We start from the raw sequence: 18926 nt of genomic DNA on the forward strand, positions 1-18926 counted from the left end.
AATCCTTAATTATTATGGCAGAAAACACTAAGAAAGTTGGTTTAATCCCTGTAATGCTGATGGTTGCGGGAAACATTATGGGTTCAGGAGTCTTCCTCTTGCCTGCAAATTTAGCCGCCACGGGTGGTATTGCCATATATGGCTGGCTGGTTACCATTGTTGGTGCCATTGCACTCTCTATCGTATATGCGAAAATTTCTTCGATAGACCGCAGTCCGGGTGGTTCTTATGCTTATGCAAGAAGAGCATTTGGTCCTTTTCTAGGGTACCAGACTAATATGTTGTATTGGGTGGCCGCCTGGGTAGGCAATATCGCTATTGTAGTGGTAGGTGTAGGTTACCTGGCTTTCTTCTTTCCATTTTTAAAAGAGCCCATTCCTGCCACGATCTGTTCTATTGGTATCCTCTGGGCTTTTGTGCTAATCAATATCTCCGGCCCGAATTTAATGACCAAGGTACAGGCATTTACCACTGTATTGGCCCTGATTCCTATTATTGGTGTAGCCGTATTTGGTTGGTTCTGGTTTAAAAGCAGCACCTATATGGAAGCCTGGAATGTGAGTGGAAAAGACTCACTTGGTGCTGTACAAAGTGTTCTTAACATTACGTTATGGGCCTTTATTGGAGTAGAAACTGCTTCGGTAGTCGCAGGGGTTGTAGAAAATCCTAAAAAGAATGTGCCAATTGCAACCGTTGGAGGTGTATTAATTGCCGCAGTCTCCTATATATTATCCAGTACTGCAATTATGGGTATGATTCCTAACGCACAATTACAGGTTTCTTCTTCTCCTTTCGGGGATGCTGTTGCGATGGCATTAGGAAAAACTGCAGGAGCAGTAGTGGCATTCTGTGCCATGCTAGGATGTCTGGGCTCTGTAGGAGGATGGACACTTGTAGCCGGACAAACGGCGAAAGCCGCAGCAGATGATGGATTATTCCCAAAAATATTCGGGAAAGTCAATAAAGCTGGGATACCGGTTACCGGACTGGTGATTGTCGGTATCCTGATGACCATCCTACAATTAACCACCATTTCTCCAAATGCAGCAAAACAATTCGGCGTAGTTTCTTCGATTACCGTAATCTTTACAGTGATTCCTTATATCTATACCTGTGCGGCATTGATGCTCATTGGCCATGGAAATCTTGGAGAGAAACGCAACGCCTACATCGTCATTATTGGCATTGCCTTTATCTACTGTATCTGGTCTGTGGTTAGCTCCGATTCAACAACCGTTTTAGGGGCTTTCGTTTCCGTACTGATCACCACTGCACTTTACGCTTTCAATTATAACCGTACCCATAAAGGTGCTTATCCACTTGATGCTAATTAAATAAATAAACCTATGATTCAACGTATCAATAAACTCAACAAAAGAAAAGTTCTCATCATTGATGATGAATTACTTAGCCTAAATACAGCCAATGGAAGAGCGGTTCGCGCCTTGGTTAATGAACTTATCGACCGTAATTTTGAAGTAATAGAAGCCATTTCCTACGACGATGCACTTTCTGTGATTACTTCTGATGCAGCAATCAGCTGTGTATTGCTGGACTGGACCTTAGGTGATAATGATGAGGCTACACATCAGCAAGGCACTGCCTTACTGGAAGAAATCAGGAAAAGAAATGCAAGCGTACCTGTATTCTTAATTGCGGAAAAAGGCGATCAGAATTCCTTCACTATAGAATCGATGAGTATGGCTAATGAATTCATCTGGATGCTGGAAGATACAGCCTCATTCCTTGGTGGAAGGATTGAGATTGCTATCCATCATTATTTTGAGAACTTATTACCTCCATTTACCAAAGCGCTGATTAATTATACAGAAAACTCGGCAGAGTACTCCTGGGCTGCTCCAGGACATCAGGGTGGAATTGCCTTTACAAAATCTCCGGTAGGAAGGGTATTTTTTGATTACTTTGGCGAGAACCTTTTCCGCACCGATACCGGAATTGAAAGAACGCCACTTGGCTCACTACTGGATCATGAAGGACCTGTAAAAGAATCTGAAGCTTATGTGGCCAAGGTATTTGGCTCCCACCTGAGTTACAACATGCTGAATGGAACTTCGGGTTCCAACAGGGCAGTATTTATAGCGGCAGTTTCAGATGGACAGTACGCCTTATGTGATCGAAATTGTCATAAATCTATAGAGCAATCCTTAACGATGACCAGTGCAATTCCGGTCTTCTTTATCCCTACCCGTAATCGCTTTGGGATTATCGGTCCGATTCCCGCGAAAGAATTTTCTCCGGAAGTGATTCAATCAAAGATAAAAAACCATCCACTTAAGGATCTGGCCGTACAGGATAAACCAGTATATGCTGTCGTTACCAACAGTACTTACGATGGGATGTGTTACAATTCAAAAGACCTTGAAGGGATACTTGCCAAAAGCGTAGACCAAATTCATTTGGATGAGGCCTGGTATGCTTATGCCCGTTTCAACCCATTATATAAAGACAGGTTTGGCTTACGTGGCAATGCGGAAGACCATTCAAAAGATGACCCTACAATTTTTGTTACCCATTCTACGCATAAATTATTGGCTGCACTTTCACAATCTTCTTACATCCATGTAAGAAACGGTAGAAAGCCAATTGAGCACAGTAGATTTAACGAATCTTACCTTTTACAATCGACCACTTCTCCATTGTACGCGATCATCGCTTCCAATGAGATTGGTGCTGCGATGATGGATGGTCCACAGGGAGAAATTCTGATTCAGGATGTAATTGATGAAGCGGTGGATTTCCGCCAGGCATTGGCACGTACCCAACGAGCTTTCCATAAGAAAAAAGACTGGTTCTTTGGTTCCTGGAATGCACCAACGGTAACCGATCCGGCAACTGGAAAAGAAATTGATTTTGCAGATGCGCCGAAGGAATTGCTCAGTCATGACCCGAAATGCTGGGTATTAAAGCCTGGAGATGCATGGCATGGTTTCGATCACATGACCGACAACTGGTGTATGCTGGATCCGATTAAAGCAGGAATATTATGTCCTGGGATGGAAGATAATGGTAAATTGAGTGAATGGGGAATCCCGGCAGCGGTATTGTCCTCTTTCTTATATGCAAAAGGCATCATCCCTTCCAGAACAACAGATTTCATGGTTCTTTGCCTCTTCTCTGTAGGAAATACCAAAGGAAAATGGGGTACATTGATCAATGCACTTTTAGAGTTCAAAAGAATGTACGATGAAAATGCGCCACTAACGGTAACGATTCCGGATCTGCCGGCAAGCTATCCAGACCGTTATGGTAAGATGGGATTAAAAGACCTTGCTGATGAAATGTTCCATAACATGAGAGAAAGCAATATGGATAAATGGCAGACTGCTGCTTTTAGTCAACTGCCAACACCTATCACTACACCAAGAGTGGGATTTCAAAAACTGATGTCAGGCGATGTGGAGCTATTGCCACTCGATAAATTGGCTGGCAGAACTTCCGCTGTAGGTGTTATCCCTTATCCTCCGGGAATTCCAATCATTATGCCTGGTGAAAGCTTTGGTCCGAATGATGGCCCCTGGTTAAGCTATATCCGCAGCCTTCAGGAATGGGGACGAAAATTCCCTGGCTTTGAAAAGGTAGTGGAAGGATCAGAAATGAAAGATGATACCTACCATGTCTGGTGTTTAAAATAAGCCTTTAAAGTAAAACGGGGAAGTTCCCTCCGAAACCTCCCCGTTTAAATTAACGCTCTCATATATATAGACGCTCGTCTATTCAGATTATTGTATCTGAACCAAAATATTTTTCAAATCCCCTTCTATTTCCTGTTTAATCGGTTTTTCATAGCTGGAATTTCCAGCTCATCCGCTCTTTATATTTATTTACAATTAATCTAAATAATGCTTGCACTTGTCAAAATCACAAAGTACATTTGCGCCTTCATAGAATTAATCTAAATAACACCATATGAAGAGATTTTACATCTTATTAAACATTACGCTACTCCTATTATTAACCAATACTACTTTTGCCCAACTGGCATCGGCTCCTGTGAGGGGATCGATCAGCGGAAAAGTGAGTACAAGTGATGGTAAACCTGCTGCTTATGTGAGCGTACAGATTGTAGAGAACAACAGAAAGTCGCTGACTAAAGAAGATGGTACGTTTATTTTCAATCACCTGAAATCCGGAACATATACTGTAAAAACTTCATATATCGGTTTAGAAGTACAAACTCAAATTGCTACAGTCATTGAAGGCCAGAACAGCAAACTATACTTTACATTGAATGAAAGTTCTTCTGAACTGAATGAAGTTAATATTGCAGCCAGCCTGAGCCCAAATTTGAAACCCGTTACCCTGGGTAAAGTATCTATTCCAGCAAGAGATCTTCCACAAGCGGTACAAATTATCAATAGCCAAACCATTACAGACCAACAAGCCAGCAGATTAAGTGATGTGCTAAAAAATGTAAATGGTGTTGCATTTGGTGCCAACCGTGGTGGTGTAAGTGGTGAAACATTTTATGCCCGTGGTTATGCACTAGGTACTAACAACATATTCAAAAATGGTGCGCGTACTACTACAGGAGGTATGCCGGAAACCAGCACACTAGAATCCGTAGAAGTACTAAAAGGTAGTGCTGCTTTATTATATGGTGGTGTTTCTGGCGGTGCTGTAGTAAACATGGTGACTAAAAAGCCACAGTTCAATTATGGTGGTGAAGTATCTATGCGTGCAGGAAGCTATGATTTATATAAGCCTACTGCTGATATTTATGGACCTATCAGTAAAGACCTTGCATTCCGTGTGATCGGCACCTATGAAGATGCTGGAAGTTACAGAGACCATGTTACCTCGAACAGAATCTATGTGAATCCCTCCCTATTATACAAACTGAGTGATAAAACAGAAATTTTGCTTCAAGGAGATTATCTGAAGAGTGATTTCACTCCAGATTTTGGAGTAGGAACTGTCGGTAACCAATTACCTGAGAACATCAGCAGACACATGTTTTTGAATACGCGTTGGGCATACAATAAAACAAATACAACAACCGCACAAGCAAACATTACCCATAGATTTAATGATAGCTGGAAACTAAATGTAGTTGCATCCCTACAATCATACAACAGAAATTATTTCTCTTCTGAACGTCCTGCAGCCGCTGCAGATGGATTATGGAACCGTGCTTTAACACGTTCTAAAACAGATGAAGCTACTTACAACCAACAGATCAATCTGACTGGTAACTTTAAAACTGCAGGTATTGCACATACTTTGTTAGTTGGTGCAGATGCTGATCAATCGATTACTAAAGCATATGGTTTCAGCGATCCAAACCTTTTGAAAGATTCAAAAAACGCCAAATATTATGACCAGGTAAATATTCTTGATCCTTCCAGCTTTAATATTCCAAGCAATTTTAATATGCCGGAAACCTCTTTAATTTCTGATACAAAAACTCCAATTTATAGAATGGGTGGTTTTGTACAGGACTTAATTGCATTAACGGATCAATTTAAAGTATTGGCTGGTCTTCGTTATAGCTTCCAAAGAACACCAAGATCTGTACTATCAAATTATACGACAGGTCAGCATACCATTTCCAGCAATGGCATTGGCAAAACAAAAACAGAAAGCGCTTTTTCTCCAAAATTAGGTTTCATTTACGAACCCTTTAAAACGACTTCAATCTATGTAAGTTACGCCAATAACTTCACTTCAAATGCCGGATTAAACATTGCTACAAATTCACCTATGGATCCTTCAATTATTGATCAATACGAAGCAGGCATTAAAAATGATTTCCTTGGTGGTCGTCTCTCAGTAAACCTTACTGCCTATAAAATCATCAACAACAAATTTGCTCAGACGGCGGAATTTAAACCCGATGGCAGTGTAAACGGTGATACCAATTTAAAAGAGTTTACTGGAAAAACTGCCAGTGATGGTGTAGAATTAGACATTACAGGTACCATCGCAGAGGGATTGACATTCCTTGCTGGCTACAGCTATAATTATATGCGCTATACACATACCCGTGAAGGTATTGTAGGTTCTGATGGTAAAGTCCTGGTAACCGGTGGTATCGTTGAAGGCGAACGTTTAGTGGGTACAACGAAAAACACTGCTAATGGTTCCCTGTTCTACACTTTACAGAATGGTAGCCTTAGAGGATTAAAACTAGGAGCTTCTGCTTATTATACTGGTGATCGTAACGGTGGAAGAAACACCAACAAATCGGGAACTTCTACTGGAATCATTCCTTTAAAAGCTTTCACTACAGTAGACCTTTCTGCAGGTTATAACTGGAAAAAACTTTCATTATTGACCAAAATAGCAAACATTACTAATGAATTAAACTACTTTGTTCATGAAAACTACAGTGTGAACCCAATTCCTCCAAGACAATTTGTGGCCACATTGAGCTATAGGTTCTAAGAATCGCCTGGAATAGTAACTATATAAAACATCATATGATACATAAAGAGTTGTCTGAAAATGACAACTCTTTTTATTTCCCCCCTGCTCATCGCTTAGGTAAATCATTCCCACAGCAAGGAAATATTAATATCATTTTAAGACCATACAAAATATGGTATGCCGGAGCTTAAATTTTGAGTATTCAGGAAAAGCAATCAAAATTTCAAGCAATTTCCACCTGATTTGAGCCCTATTTTAAACCAAGAAAAAAGACGCTTTCTGGCCTATTTGTTTTGCTCCTGTTTTGCTACTTTATTGATTTTCTCTTACTATACTTTTATCCAGGCAAAACAAAAGCAATATCTGGGCAGATCGAATGAAATGTAACACTAATGGCCATTATGGGCCTGTATCATGGTTAACGTATAATTAAACCAGGAAAGGATTAAAATCCAGTTGAAGCAAAGCCTGGCAAAAAAATCAGCAAGCACATATGATATGGCCTGTGTTTTGCGTTAATGCAACAAAAGAGATCCGCTAAAGCTTAAAAGATCCAAGAAAGAAAGATAAGATGAAGATAATTGCCCTTGCGCTCCTACTAATCCTGCCATTTACCTCCCCTCCGGTTCCATCCAATCCACGACAATCAGCAGATGACAGCTGGACCAGAGCAGAATTAAAAATGGCCAATACAGCTGGGAATGCCAGCTATCTGACCGCCGAAGAGAAAGACATGGTGATTTACATGAATCTGGCCAGAATGGATGGTGCCAGATTTTTTGACACTTACTTCCAGGACTTTGTAGATGCCTATAATATAAGGATGCAACAGTACGGGAATTATGAACAACTAAAGGTGAACAGAAACGACAATTATTACCGTACTTTAAGGAGAGATCTTGATCAAGTAAAGGATTTTCCCGTATTCTGGCCCGATCCTGCGCTCAGTAATGTAGCCAAAGCACATGCAAAAGACTTGAATAGAAACAATTATGCAGGCCATACTTCAAAGGATGGTCGTACACTAAACCAGCGGATTGCCACCGTATATCCCAAGAAATCCAATGGTGAATGTATCGCTTTTGGCTTCAACTCCGGACTGGAGAACGTATGTATGTTACTGCTGGACAAGGGTGTTCCAGACCTTGGCCACCGTAAACTGATCTTAAACAGATCATCGGAACTCAACACCGTTGGCTTAAGTATACAACCTCATCCCCGTTACCGTTACTGTGCTGTGATCGACTTTGTATCCCTTCCAGAATAATATTTACAATTAAATAACTTCAAATTCCTTTGAATTGAGGAAAAAGGTGCCGAGCTTTGCGCCAATGAAAACGACTGATAATAAGTACAACACCGCATATAGGCGCTTCGCGCGGTATGAGCGGGAGAACTACGCTTTCGGCTTCGCTTTCCAGAGTACCTGCAGAGATTTTATTCTCTTAGCCCCGAGTCCTTCACCTTAAGATTCTCGATTCAGGGGCCTATTCTATTCGAAAAATCATTATTTAAATTCATTTTGAAGGATTAAGATTCAAAAATCATATCCCTTTCAAATGTTCATTCTACTTTTATTTATCAGCACCTTATGAAACAAAAAGGATTTCGTTCCATACTTGGGACAGTATTTCTTTGGATCGCCTTAATTGGCATTATCGCGTTAATCGTGAATGCGTTTTATCAAAAATCCGCTTTCCACCTCCTGATTGCATTACCGGTGATCCTGGTTACTGCATTGGCTTACGATCGCTTTCAATCTAAACATGCCGTTCTACGTAATTATCCTGTAATTGGTCGTTTACGTTATTTCTTCGAATCAATCAGACCAGAGATGCGTCAGTATTTCTTTGAATCAGAGCTGGATGGGAAACCATTTAACCGTCGCCAGCGCTCTATTGTTTACCAAAGAGCAAAAAATGAAAGAGAAACTGTAGCCTTCGGGATGCAGGTAGACCCATACCAGGAAGGTTACGAATGGGTATCACACAGTATTTACCCTAAAAAAATCGCCAATATGGATTTAAGGGTAAAAGTGGGTGGTACTGGCTGTTTACAACCATACGACCTAAGTATCCTGAATATTGGTGCCATGAGTTTTGGGGCATTGAGTAAAACTGCGATTCAATCATTGAGTAATGGTGCCAATCTGAATAAATTTGCACACAATACCGGTGAAGGAGGAATCAGCCCATACCACGTAAAAGGTGGTGGTGATTTGATCTGGCAGGTAGGTACCGGATACTTTGGCTGTAGAGATGCAGAAGGTAAATTTGATGGCGCACTTTTTCAAAAGAACTCTAAAAGAGAGTATGTGAAAATGATTGAGCTTAAACTATCTCAGGGTGCAAAACCTGGTCATGGTGGTATCTTACCAGCAGCCAAAAATACGCCGGAGATTGCGGAGATCAGAAATGTTATTGCCGGAACAACAATTTTATCGCCTCCAGCACACAGCACTTTCTCTGATGCCCAGGGATTGATGCATTTCATCAAGCAAATGCGTGAGCTTTCGGGCGGTAAACCAATTGGTTTCAAATTATGTATTGGTAGTAAAGAAGAGTTTATCGACATCTGCGAAGCCATGATTGCGACTAAAATCTCTCCGGATTTCATCACCATTGACGGTGCAGAAGGTGGAACCGGTGCAGCTCCATTAGAATATACGGATTACGTAGGGATGCCATTATTGGATGCCCTTGCCTTTGTGAATACTACTTTGAAAAAATACGGACTAAGAAATGACATCAAAATCCTGGCTTCAGGAAAGATCATTACCGGATTTGACATTATGCGTGTAGTTGCACTTGGTGCAGATGCCTGCTATAGTGCAAGAGGAATGATGATGGCCCTGGGCTGTATCCAGGCATTGAAATGCGACAGCGGTAAATGTCCAGTTGGTATTGCCACCCAGGATAAGAGCTTATTTAAAGGAATTGATGTGACCGATAAAAAACATCGTGTAGCCAATTTCCATAAAAACACCGTTCATGCAACTATCGAACTGATGGAAGCCTGTGGTTTTGATACCTTAAATGAAATCAAACCAGAGCGTTTCAACAGAAGAATCGATACCACCAAATCGCTGAACTTTAAAGACATCTATTTCTCCTAGAGCATGATATTATAGAGAAATAGCTAACAATGATCAAAAAGGGCTGTCTTCCATAAGGAGACGGCCCTTTTGATGAATTTAACATTAATAAATCATTATCAATACTTAGCTTTGGAGCAAATATTCAAAACTTTGAAAATAAAAAACACCACTGGTCTCCAGCTTTATCTGGTATTGGCCTATAGATTTCTGATCTTATTATTCCTCTATACCCTATGTAGAATCGGATTCTACTTTTTCAATCAGGACCTCTTCCAGAACATTACCCTAACAAAGTACCTGTACATCCTTTGGGGTGGTTTAAAATTTGATGTTTCCGCATTACTCTATATCAATTCGGTATATATCCTCGCCCATCTGATTCCTTTTTCCTTCCGTTACAAGAAAGGTTATCAAAAGTTTTTCAAATGGTGGTTCATTGTGACCAACAGCTTGGGGATTATAGCCAATCTAATGGATTTTGTTTATTATAAATTCACTCTTAAAAGGACAACAGCAACGGTTTTCAGTCAGTTTAGCAATGAACAAAATAAACTAAAACTATTTGGCGATTTCCTGAAGGACTATTGGTATCTGCTGATTTTACTGGCCCTGTTCGTTTGGCTGTTCATTAAGCTGTATCAACTCGTTCAGGTAAAAAAAACGGTTTCCTTTACCTGGCCGATTTATCTTTTGCATACTGCATTAATGGGGCTGATCCTGATCATGTGTATCACCGGTATTCGTGGTGGCTGGGGTGCCCAAACCAGGCCAATCACCCTGAGCAATGCCGGAGATTATGTAGATACTCCTGATCAAATGAGTCTGGTTTTGAATACCCCTTTCTCGATCATCAGAACCTTAAAAGCCTCGAAATTAAAGCCACTTAATTTCTATGATGAACAAACTTTAAATTCATTATACAACCCAATATACCTGCCAAAAGACAGTGCCAAATTCAACAAGTTAAACGTGATGGTCATCATCGTAGAAAGTCTGGGAAAAGAGCACATTGGCAGTCTGAATAAAGACCTTGATGGGGGTAAGTATAAAGGTTACACGCCTTTTCTGGATTCTTTGATAGGCGAAAGTTATACTTTTAAAAGGAGCTATGCCAACGGCAGAAAATCTATCGATGCCCTGCCTTCTGTCATTACTGGTATCCCTTCGATCAACGAACCTTTTGTACTGTCGATTTATTCGGGCAACAAAACCACCAGTTTAGCGAAAATCCTGGGCGACGAAGGTTACGAAACCGCCTTTTTTCATGGTGCAGCAAATGGCTCTATGGGTTTCTCTTCTTATACCAACCTGGCAGGGGTCAGGAAATACTTTGGACTTAATGAATATGGTAAAACAGGCGATTCTGGTACCTGGGGAATTTGGGACGATCCGTTTTTACAATTCACCGCCAAAACCCTGAATACACTACAACAACCTTTCTTTGCCAGTGTGTTCACCTTATCATCACACCACCCTTTTAATGTGCCGGACCAGTATGCAGGGAAATTTCCTAAAGGTCCACTACCCGTTCAGGAGCCTCTAGGTTATACCGATATGGCTTTGCGCAATTTCTTCAAAACCGCCGCTACCATGCCCTGGTACAAGAATACGTTATTTGTGCTGTGTGCAGATCATGCGACCGTTTCTTATCACCCGGAGTATCAGACTACACCAGGTTATTTCTCCATCCCTATCATTTTTTACCGTCCGGATGGTTCCTTAAAAGGATTGTCGGATAAACTGGTACAACAAATGGACATCATGCCTACGGTATTGAACTACCTGCATTACGATAAGCCTTACTTCTCTCTGGGATTTGATGCTTTTGATCAGCAAACAGATAACTTTGTAGTGAACAATAATGATGGTTCTTTTAACTTTTATATGGGAGATTATTACCTGGTAAACGATGGCAAGGAGAACCTGGCGCTATACAACCTGAAAAAAGACCGCCTCACAAAAAATAACATTCTGAAACAGGAGCCAGCTGTAGCTGAGGCCATGGAAAGGAAGTTGAAAGCCTTCCGACAACAATATAACAATAGAATGATCGCAAATCAGTTAACCTATAAATAAGTATGCGCAAAGCTTTGTTAAAGCTCATAGACTTTTTCTATCCTCCTTTTTCGAAATACATTTCCTTACATACTTTCAGGTACATCGCCTCCGGGGGCACCACCTTCGTCTCCGGCATTGTGATTTATTATATTGCCTATAACTGGATTTTAAAGCAACAGGATGTCCATCTGGATTTTCCAATGTTGCCAAAACTCATTACCGCACCAGTTGCAGCGCTTTGTATTGAAACCCTGATTACTTTTTTTATCGGTTTTATCTTAAATAAATACCTGGTCTTCACCAAATCTACTTTAAAAGGCCGTATCCAATTGTTCAGATATGGCTCCGTAGTGGCCACCAATATCCTGATCAATTATGCCTTACTAAAAGTCATGGTGGAAGCTTTTTCATTTTATCCTACAGTTTCCAAAATCATCATTTCATTCTTACTGGCCATATTTAGTTATTTCTCTCAAAAACACTTCTCTTTTAAAGTGAAGAAATAGCGTAGGACATCCCTAATAATGTCTACTTTCCGTTATTTTTCATAAATGAAGGCAGGTTTTGTTTAGGAGAAGACGTAGATTTTCTTATATTGGGCTCGATATAAACCATATAGGTAATGAGTGATTTTAATGACTTTAACAATCCACGAGTAGCTAAGCTTCCAAAGCATTTAAGGCAATTTATTGTAGAGCAGCATTATGAAAAATATACGCCAATTGATCAGGCAGTTTGGCGCTATGTGATGCGCCAGAACTATAGCTACCTGAAAGAAGTGGCCTATTATCCCTATATTAAAGGTTTGCAACGTGCAGGTTTAAGCATCGAACAGATTCCAAACTTGCAAACCATGAACGACAATCTGGGCAAAATTGGCTGGGGTGCAGTCACTGTTGACGGTTTTATTCCACCCGCAGCCTTCATGGAATACCAGGCTTACCAGGTATTGGTGATTGCCGCAGATATCCGTCAGATTAACCATATTGAATATACACCAGCTCCGGATATCATCCATGAGTCGGCAGGGCATGCCCCGATTATCGCAGATGCAGATTACAACAGTTACCTGAGCTATTTTGGCTCTATTGGTGCTAAAGCCATGTTTTCTTCGAAGGATTTTGAACTTTATGAAGCCATTCGAAACCTGAGCATTTTAAAAGAATCAGCAAATACCCCTGAGCAGGAAATTGCAAAGGCTGAACAGCATTTACAGCAAGTGGCTGAAAATATGGGCGAGCCTTCTGAAATGGCCTTATTGGGTCGTTTGCATTGGTGGACGGTAGAATATGGTTTGATTGGTACATTGGAAAATCCAAAAATTTATGGGGCAGGCTTACTTTCCTCTATTGGCGAGAGTTCCAGCTGTATGAAAGAGGATGTGAAGAAATTATGGTACAATATTGACACCATCAATTACTCTTATGACATCACCAAACCGCAGCCACAGTTATTTGTAACAGAAACTTTCCAAAACCTGATTGACGTGTTGGAGCAGTTTGCAGACACCATGGCATTCAGACGCGGGGGCTCGGAAAGTATCGTGAAAGCCATTGAGTGTAAAAACCCAGCAACGGCAGTTTACAGTTCAGGCTTGCAGGTTACTGGTGTCTTCACAGACATGGGCTTAAATGCTGCTGATGAACTGACCTTCATTAAAACAACCGGACCTTCTGCATTGGCAGTAGATGACAAACAACTGGAAGGTCATAGTAAATTCTACCATAAAGATGGATTCTCCTCTCCTGTTGGCCGCTTAAATGGCCTGGTGTTAGAAGATTTGAGCCTTTCTGAATTACAAGCGCAAGGTATTGCCAGGGGCAGCAGAGCGGATATCACTTTCGATAGCGGCATCCATCTGAATGGTCTAGTGAAAGAAATCCTGCAACATAATGGTAAAACCATTCTGATTGTATTCGAAGATTGTACCGTTAAAGAAGACAATGGCAATGTTCTTTTCCAACCTGAATGGGGTATTTATGATATGGCTGTAGGAGAGAAAATCATCTCTGTATTTAATGGTGCAGCAGATAAAGATGCTTATGAAGAAATCACACACATCAGTGATAAACAAACGCATAAAGTAAGCTACGATCAAAAAACACAGGAGCTTCATGCCATCTACAAAGAGATTCGTACGATCAGGGAAGAAAAGAGAAATTATGCGCAGGTAATTGCGCTATTTGAAGCTTTAAAAACAGAACACAGATACGACTGGCTGGCTGCTTTAGAGATTCTGGAGATCCTTTACCATAAGAATCTGGATCCGCAGCTGGAAAAAGAAGTCCGCATTTACCTGGAGCTGAAAGCAGCAAATGAACCAGATCATTATAAATTAATTACCGACGGTTTACATGTGATTGAAAATCCCGTGAGCCAATTGATTACAGAAGAAGATTAAATGAATATAGTATTAACAGGTGCGAGTAGTGGAATTGGTTTTGAGGCAGCATTAGAATTCGCACTTCACAAAGAAAACAAAATCGTATGTATTGCCCGTTCGGCAGATAAACTGCGTAAACTTTTAGAAATTGCCAGAGGTATAAATCCGGATTGCGTCTTACTTCCGGTTGAATTTGACATTGTAAACGATGATTATGCCGCATTACTTCCTTTTTTAAAGGAAAGACTGGGCAATGTAGATATTTTAATAAATAATGCCGGCGCTTTACTGAACAAACCTTTCCTGGAAACCAGTAAAGAGGATATGTACCAGATGTTTGAAAGTAATGTATTGGGTCATTTTAATATGATTCAAAACCTTTTGCCATTGATGACCACTGGTAGTCATATTGTCAACATTGGCAGTATGGGCGGCTATCAGGGTAGCGTGAAATTCCCTGGCCTGGCAGCTTATTCTTCGAGCAAATCAGCCTTGCATACTTTAACGGAATGCCTGGCTTTTGAATTGGCAGAAAGTGGGATTAAGATCAATTGTCTGGCACTAGGTTCCGCACAAACTGAAATGCTGGAATTGGCCTTTCCTGGCTATCAATCGCCAGTAATGGCCTTTGAAATGGGGAAATATGTGGCCGACTTCGCGAAGACTGGTCACAAGTTTTTTAATGGAAAAGTGATTCCAGTATCAGTAAGCACCCCTTAATCAATTAGTTATCAACATTACTTTTGGCTAAAGATTTTTTGATATATCTTTAGCCCAATCCCTATGAAGAAAAGCATAATAATTGTCCTGTTTTTATCCATGAGTACTTTTGCGGCAAAGTCGCAAGGATTGACACCTATCCCATACCAGGATATGGTTTTCAAGCTGATGGAACATCTACCGGCACTCCCTGCCAGTAAACTTCAACCGAGTCATCTTTTATCTTTTGCGAAATCCATGATTGGTACACGTTACCGTTATGCATCCAGCAATCCGAAAAATGGTTTCGATTGCTCTGGATTCGTCAACTACGTATTCAGGAACTTTGGGATCAATGCCCCACGTTCCTCAAGAGATTTTGCTACTAAAGGCCAGGATAAGAAGCTTGCTGATGCACAAGTTGGAGATGTGATCATCTTTACCGGTACCAACAGTCGCGTTCGTCGTGTAGGTCATGTAGGTATTATCTCTGCTGTGGATGGTGATGAAATCAAATTCATCCATTCTTCTTCAGGAGCCGCTAAAGGCGTAACCATCACCAGTTTAAATGACAGTTTCTACAAGAAACGCTTTATGAAAGTGGTTAGCATTTTATAAGTAATCCTATAAAATGCTTTTGACCTTATATTAAAGCAAGACGACTTTTAAAGCAGCCATGACATTGCCTTCTGCCAGGAATTGCTTCGCCAATTCATGAAGTTCACGTTCGCGGTTATGGGCATCACCAATGGTCGCATCTAAAACTTCTTTCACCACACTGTTTCCATACATTTCATCAATATCATCTGCTGAAGGCAGCTGTTCGATATTGCCTAACCTGCCCAGGTCATTTCCAGATAACACATGAGAATGACGTACAGCTTTAGGTAAAGCATCTACACCAATACCTAATGTGGTCAAAGGTTTGGCCACTTTAAATAAACTATCTGGTGTAACACGACAATACCAATCGCCACCTAAACGCGCCACAAGATCTATCTTTTCCTGATCGATTTTACCATCGGCATCTAAAATATTTTCCTGAATATGGATCAGCTTTACTTCTGCCAGAATTAAATTACCAGCACCGGGTTGATCTCCCAGATGAATGACTTCCCTGACTACACATTCCAATTGCACCGGTGCTTCAGCTACTCTTGGTGGCTTCACCAAATGAGAAGGTAACATCGTAAAACCAGCTTTTTCAAATTCGTTCACCCCTTTAGCATATTCTGTACTGGCCAGGCTCATTTGCTGTACCATTGGGTAATTCACAATATTGATCACACATTCTTTTACTTCCAGCACATTTTCAAGCGTATGTTTGGTACTGCCGTCCCTCACCCTTCTCGATGGAGAAAAGATACATAAAGGTGGATTGGTGCTGAACATATTGAAAAAACTGAATGGGCTCAGGTTGATATTGCCCTCCTGATCGATCGTACTTGCAAAACAAATGGGTCTGGGTGCAATCGCATATTGCAGGTAATTTTGTAATTGAACAGCGGGAATGGTGGTTACATCGATAGTCAGCATATAGGTTTGAGCTTGTTTAGAGCCAAAGTTACTGTCAAAATGTAGTTTAAAAAAGGCTCTGCCAAATTTTAATTTAAGGGGAAATTGAAACCGGAAATAGAGATACCGCAATAAGTTTTAGGACCAAAATCAAAACGTTTCAGGAATGAAAAATTCCAGGAATAGGAGTCCAGGAGGAAGGAAACCCGGATTTTTCCAATTAAGACCCGAAGGTATTTACAGGAAAAATCCGGGTAAATATTGAAGGCGCTGATTACTTCTTCTTCAGTGCAAGAATAGAGAAATCAGTATCTACTTTTTTGATGACATTGCTCAGGTGTCCAAGACCAGTGATTTCCATCTCCACCACATCTTCAGCTTGTAACCATTGTGGTTTAAAATCAGGATTGTTCAATAATCCGGTTCCATTTAGCTCCAGAAAACATCCGGTGCCTACGGTACCTGATCCGATCACATCACCAGGTAAAATATCCACGCCATAAGCACAACGTTCAATGATTTCGGCGAAAGTCCAGTCCATATCTGCCATATTTCCGCCAGATACCTGTATCCCATTTACGGTACAAGTCATTTCCAGATTGTAGGCTTTTCCGGTATGACCAGGTTTAGCTTCGCAAAGGTATTCTTCCAGTTCATCAGGAGTAACCAACCATGGGCCAATTACTGTAGAGAAGTCTTTTCCTTTTGCAGGCCCTAAGTTCAGTAACATTTCTTCCATTTGCAGGGTTCTTGCGCTCATGTCGTTCATGATCATATAACCGGCAATGTAATTGTCGGCTTCCGAAGCAGGAATATTACGTCCTTTTGTACCAATCACAATGGCAACTTCCAGTTCAAAGTCAAGCTTTTGGAAATGATCCGGCATACATTCAATGTCACCAGACCCCTGAATGGCATTGTGGTTGGTGAAATAGAAAATTGGATACTGATCAAATTCAGCAATCATGTCTACTTTACGGTTTCTACGTGCCGCAGCCACATGCTGACGAAAAGCATAACCATCTCTGCAAGAGCTTGGATGCGGTACTGGTGCCAGCAATTCAAAAAAAGCCTCCTCTTTAGGTTCGATTTCGCCAGATTTAATCTGTGCGTCTACCTTTTTAGCGCGATCCATCAGATCTACCCCACCCTGTAGGAAAGCATTCATTTCATCCGGCAACAGCTTGTCGCAAGAATTCAGGTTATAAATATGTCCGTTTACAAAAACACCCAGGTGTTCTCTGTCTTCTGTCTTATAGGATACCAGCTTCATATGTGCAGTTTTTTATCAAGTTATTCAAAGCTATATAAAAATACAGCATCAGTGGTTAAATATATTTTATCTACATATAATTGGACTGATTGTTTGTTCTTTACTATAATTATTCATTAATTTAGCTCCGCAAACAAAATGATCTTACAACAAACATATCAAAATCAGGTAGCCAAACAAGCCTTGGCCGCATTCCGGTATGCGATGCTTTCGAAGATCATCTTTGCTCAATATTCCAAATAGCCTTCCCCTTGCTTTTGAATAAAACGTTTTCCACGTTTTACTGTTATTAACACATATATAATTCTAACCAAATTAACCTACTGTTATGCCTATTTATCATACCTTAGGAACTATTCCTGCGAAACGTCATACCGTTTTTAGAAAGCCAGATGGCAATTTATATGCAGAAGAATTGGTTTCTACTGAAGGCTTTTCCAGCTTGTACTCACTCGTTTACCATTGTCACCCGCCAACCATTGTAAAATCACTTGGAGAACCCTATTCTGTGGAGCCAAAGATTGCACGTGAAAAGCACCTGCGTCATACCAGTCTGATTGGTTTTAACATCAAACCGGAAGATGATTACCTGAAAAGCAGGAAAGCAGTCCTGGTAAATAGCGACTTACACATTTCCCTGGCAGCGCCAAGAAAGTCTATGACCGACTATTTTTATAAGAATAGTCAGGCAGATGAAGTGATCTTCATCCATGAAGGAACGGGAACACTAAAAACAGGCTTTGGAAAAATCCGTTTTTCCTACGGTGATTACCTGGTTGTACCCAGAGGTACCATTTACCAAATGGAATTCGACGATGAGAAAAACCGACTGTTTATCATTGAAAGTTTTAGTCCAATCCGCTCTCCAAAGCGCTACAGAAATGAATACGGTCAGTTGATGGAGCATGCTCCGTACTGCGAGCGCGACATCAGACGTCCTCAGGATCTGGAGACGATTGATGAATATGGTGATTTCAAAGTGCTGATCAAGAAACAAGGTTTAATGTATCCATATACTTATGGCACACATCCTTTTGATTTTGTGGGCTGGGACGGTTTTCACTATCCATGGGCATTTTCTATCCATGATTTTGAACCGATTACAGGCCGTTTACATCAGCCACCTCCGGTACACCAGACTTTTGAAGGGCATAATTTCGTGATTTGCTCATTTGTACCAAGAAAATATGATTACCATCCCCTATCTATTCCTGCGCCATACAACCACAGTAATGTAGATAGTGATGAGGTATTGTATTATGTAGATGGTGATTTCATGAGCAGAAAAAGTGTGGTTAAAGGTCAGATTACCTTACATCCTGGTGGAATTCCACATGGACCACATCCTGGAACTGTAGAGAAATCCATCGGTAAAGAAAGCACGGAAGAATTAGCGGTAATGGTTGATCCTTTCCGCCCTTTGATGTTAACAGAAGATGCCATTAACATTGAGGATGAAAATTACCACAAAAGCTGGCAGGAAAACGTAGAATAATCAGATAATTTTTAAAATA

At 40.7% G+C, this 18926-nt stretch carries 13 protein-coding genes; 11 read left to right on the plus strand and 2 right to left on the minus strand.

Annotated elements, in window-relative coordinates; all coding sequences use genetic code 11:
* Window positions 1-14: 14 nt before the first annotated feature.
* The 10 genes from adiC to R2Q94_RS10845 all read left to right on the plus strand — a co-directional run bounded on the left by adiC (window position 15) and on the right by R2Q94_RS10845 (window position 15242).
* Window positions 15-1334: an arginine/agmatine antiporter gene (gene adiC, locus R2Q94_RS10800; protein ID WP_316821470.1), complete on the plus strand. Its 1320-nt coding sequence runs from the start codon at window positions 15-17 to the stop codon at window positions 1332-1334.
* 12 nt (window positions 1335-1346) lie between these two features.
* Window positions 1347-3653 (plus strand): Orn/Lys/Arg decarboxylase N-terminal domain-containing protein, encoded by a 2307-nt coding sequence (locus tag R2Q94_RS10805; protein WP_316821471.1) that lies wholly within the window; start codon window positions 1347-1349, stop codon window positions 3651-3653.
* A 274-nt stretch (window positions 3654-3927) separates the two neighbouring features.
* Window positions 3928-6405, plus strand: coding sequence for a TonB-dependent receptor (locus tag R2Q94_RS10810; protein WP_316821472.1), 2478 nt, complete (start codon window positions 3928-3930; stop codon window positions 6403-6405).
* Window positions 6406-6958: 553 nt separating this feature from the next.
* Window positions 6959-7654, plus strand: coding sequence for a CAP domain-containing protein (locus tag R2Q94_RS10815; protein WP_316821473.1), 696 nt, complete (start codon window positions 6959-6961; stop codon window positions 7652-7654).
* 324 nt (window positions 7655-7978) lie between these two features.
* A complete protein-coding gene (locus tag R2Q94_RS10820; RefSeq protein WP_316821474.1) occupies window positions 7979-9502 on the plus strand; it encodes an FMN-binding glutamate synthase family protein in 1524 nt (507 codons plus the stop codon).
* A gap of 132 nt (window positions 9503-9634) precedes the next feature.
* Complete coding sequence (locus R2Q94_RS10825) at window positions 9635-11560, plus strand: LTA synthase family protein (protein WP_316821475.1); 1926 nt, start codon at window positions 9635-9637, stop codon at window positions 11558-11560.
* A gap of 2 nt (window positions 11561-11562) precedes the next feature.
* Window positions 11563-12048: a GtrA family protein gene (locus tag R2Q94_RS10830; protein ID WP_316821476.1), complete on the plus strand. Its 486-nt coding sequence runs from the start codon at window positions 11563-11565 to the stop codon at window positions 12046-12048.
* Window positions 12049-12164: 116 nt separating this feature from the next.
* Window positions 12165-13943, plus strand: coding sequence for an aromatic amino acid hydroxylase (locus tag R2Q94_RS10835; protein WP_316821477.1), 1779 nt, complete (start codon window positions 12165-12167; stop codon window positions 13941-13943).
* Window positions 13944-14645 carry an SDR family oxidoreductase gene (locus tag R2Q94_RS10840; protein ID WP_316821478.1) on the plus strand — a complete coding sequence of 234 codons (702 nt, stop codon included), beginning with the start codon at window positions 13944-13946 and terminating at the stop codon, window positions 14643-14645. It abuts the gene before it with no gap.
* A gap of 63 nt (window positions 14646-14708) precedes the next feature.
* The gene (locus tag R2Q94_RS10845; protein ID WP_316821479.1) at window positions 14709-15242 is read left to right on the plus strand and encodes a C40 family peptidase; all 534 of its coding nucleotides are present in this window, start codon (window positions 14709-14711) and stop codon (window positions 15240-15242) included.
* A gap of 30 nt (window positions 15243-15272) precedes the next feature.
* Here R2Q94_RS10845 and R2Q94_RS10850 read toward each other — a convergent pair whose 3' ends face one another.
* Window positions 15273-16160, minus strand: coding sequence for a flavin reductase family protein (locus R2Q94_RS10850; protein WP_316821480.1), 888 nt, complete (start codon window positions 16158-16160; stop codon window positions 15273-15275).
* Between the two features lie 253 nt (window positions 16161-16413).
* Window positions 16414-17412, minus strand: a complete 999-nt coding sequence (locus tag R2Q94_RS10855; RefSeq protein ID WP_316821481.1) for a fumarylacetoacetate hydrolase family protein — start codon at window positions 17410-17412, stop codon at window positions 16414-16416.
* Window positions 17413-17740: 328 nt separating this feature from the next.
* On the opposite strand from R2Q94_RS10855, the gene R2Q94_RS10860 reads away from it, so the two are divergent.
* Window positions 17741-18907, plus strand: a complete 1167-nt coding sequence (locus R2Q94_RS10860; protein WP_316821482.1) for a homogentisate 1,2-dioxygenase — start codon at window positions 17741-17743, stop codon at window positions 18905-18907.
* Window positions 18908-18926 lie beyond the last annotated feature (19 nt).

It is taken from the genome of Pedobacter gandavensis, assembly GCF_032678465.1.
Lineage (GTDB): Bacteria > Bacteroidota > Bacteroidia > Sphingobacteriales > Sphingobacteriaceae > Pedobacter > Pedobacter gandavensis_B.